The 2,093-nt window shown below is 58.8% G+C and carries 3 protein-coding genes; 2 read left to right on the forward strand and 1 reads right to left on the reverse strand.

Going from position 1 to position 2,093, the window contains the following annotated elements; all coding sequences use genetic code 11:
• The first annotated feature begins 74 nt into the window (after positions 1-74).
• Positions 75-884 carry a nucleotidyltransferase family protein gene (locus tag EOC06_RS21090; RefSeq protein ID WP_023812007.1) on the forward strand — a complete coding sequence of 270 codons (810 nt, stop codon included), beginning with the start codon at positions 75-77 and terminating at the stop codon, positions 882-884.
• On the forward strand, positions 877-1,626 hold the full coding sequence (locus EOC06_RS21095; protein ID WP_128308696.1) for a metallophosphoesterase: 750 nt from the start codon (positions 877-879) through the stop codon (positions 1,624-1,626). Before EOC06_RS21090 ends, EOC06_RS21095 begins: the two co-directional genes overlap by 8 nt.
• Positions 1,627-1,664: 38 nt before the next feature.
• Here the strand turns inward: EOC06_RS21095 and EOC06_RS21100 are convergent, their stop codons facing one another.
• Entirely contained in the window at positions 1,665-1,850 is a 186-nt protein-coding gene (locus EOC06_RS21100) for a hypothetical protein (protein ID WP_127271064.1), read from the reverse strand.
• Positions 1,851-2,093: the final 243 nt, after the last annotated feature.

A 2,093-nucleotide genomic window follows, 5' to 3' on the forward strand; every position in this document is an offset into this window, starting at 1 on the left:
AGCGGAACCAGGCGAGGTTCACGTTGTTACCACAGCGGGCGACTGCCGGTTGCCGGATTCGGAGTCATCGTTTCATGACCAATGGTCCATTGCCTGAAAACGTTCTGGTCTCGCTTCCCAAGATCGATGCAAAAGCGGCGCCGACGCTCAAAAATGCCGAGGCGGAGGTATTTTACACGGAAGCAATCCGTGAGCTTACCGCCACCGACATACCCTTTCTGGTCGCCGGGACCTACGCGGTAAGCGCTTATACGGGTGTCACCCGCCAGACCAAGGACCTCGATATCTTCTGCAAGGCAGGCGACTACGCGCGGATCCTCGCCCATTTCAAGCAGCTTGGATATGCCGTCGAAATCGAGGATGACCGGTGGCTCGGCAAGGTGTTCAAGGGCACGCATTTCTTCGACGTCATATTCGGCTCGGCCAACGGCACGGTGCCTGTTGGCGACCTGTGGCTGGAACACGCCCGCCAAACAGAGCTGTTGGGCAGCAGGGTGCGGATCATCGGCCCGACCGAACTCATCTGGTCCAAATGCTTTATCCAGGACAGAGGGCGACACGATGGCGCCGATATCGCTCATACGATTCTCAAGGCGGGCGATCAGATCGATTGGCACCGGCTGCTTTCTTATCTGGAGGTTCACTGGGAGGTTCTGTTGATGCAGCTTATCAATTTCAGGTGGATCTATCCGAGCGAGCGCGATCATATCCCGGCGTGGCTGCTCGATGAATTGCTCGACCGCCTCGCCAAGCAACGGCAGTTGCCGTCTCCAAGGATGAAGATCTGCCGTGGGCGGCTGCTTTCGCAAACCGATTACGAAATCGACGTCAAGGAATGGGGCTTCGCCGGCGTCGGTGGTGTGGGAGAATTCCGTGATGGCTGATCCCGTCAAGAGCAGCGCGCCCAAGGAGGGCGCACGCGCACTCAAAGTTGCCGCGGTCGGGGATCTCCATGTGCGGGAAGATGCGCAAACCTCGTATCGCGACCTCTTCGGCGAGATATCGAGCGAAGCCGACATTCTCGTTCTCACGGGAGATCTGACCAATCTCGGCAAGCCTCGTGAAGCGGAGATGCTGGCCGAGGATCTGCGCAACTGCTCGATCCCGGTCGTGGCGGTGCTCGGCAATCATGACTACGAGTCTGGTGCGGTGGAAGACGTCACGAAGATCCTGCGCCAGGCGCATGTTCATCTCCTCGACGGGCAGGCAGTTGAAATCGAGGAGGTGGGTTTTGTCGGCGTGAAGGGATTCATAGGCGGCTTCGGGTCACGCATGCTCGGCTCATTCGGTGAACCGGCGATCAAGACGATGGTCGCGGAAAGCGTGAACGAGGCAATGCGACTTGAAAATGCGATGCGCCAGGTGCGGGCGAAGCGCACACTGGTGATCCTCCACTACGCGCCAATTGCCGACACAGTCGCGGGAGAACCGCCGGAGATATTTCCATTTCTGGGCTCTTCACGCCTGGCGGAGACGATCGATCGATTCCAGGTTAATGCTGTCGTGCACGGTCATGCACATCGCGGTTCTTACGAAGGTCAAACACCTGGCGGAGCCAAGGTCTACAACGTCGCCATGCATGTGGCCAAGCCAAGCGGCCGCCCCTACGCCTTGCTCGAAATCTGACGCCAGCGGCATGCGCCGTGGTGTCCATTGGCCTTGACTCAATTGGTGGCGTTGATCGATTTCGCCAACTCTTCCAGCTTCCGGGGGTCGTTGCCGTGACGGCGCACCAGTTCGCGAGCCTGCCTGGACGGCAAATCGGTCGTGGCCGCCAATTGTCGCACCTGCTGATCGTCGATGGCGACCTGCGGCAATGTATGGTCGATATTTCCTTCCTTGTCCTTCATCACGCTTCTCCTTGATCCCTGTCGACGACAACGGCTCGAAAATCCGACCGGTTCCGAACGATCTGCAACTTTTGCGCCTTCACCTGGGCGGACCAACATACTCGTGTCCCGAGGGCGTAACGATCTCGCTGGATTCTGCCAGGAACCATGCCACGGCGCACGAGTTGTTCCGACTGAACGGAGATAGTTCGATGCCACAGCCAAGACAGCCAGATCCAAATCGCGATGTGCCCGTGCCGCCTC

It is taken from the genome of Mesorhizobium sp. M7A.F.Ca.MR.362.00.0.0, assembly GCF_004023175.1.
Classification (GTDB): domain Bacteria; phylum Pseudomonadota; class Alphaproteobacteria; order Rhizobiales; family Rhizobiaceae; genus Mesorhizobium.

Excerpts from the sequence above, each read along its gene's own strand:
- EOC06_RS21090 (WP_023812007.1), top strand. The coding sequence starts at position 75 with ATGACCAATGGTCCATTGCCTGAAAACGTTCTGGTCTCGCTTCCCAAG.
- EOC06_RS21095 (WP_128308696.1), top strand. The coding sequence starts at position 877 with ATGGCTGATCCCGTCAAGAGCAGCGCGCCCAAGGAGGGCGCACGCGCA.
- EOC06_RS21100 (WP_127271064.1), bottom strand. The coding sequence starts at position 1,850 with ATGAAGGACAAGGAAGGAAATATCGACCATACATTGCCGCAGGTCGCC.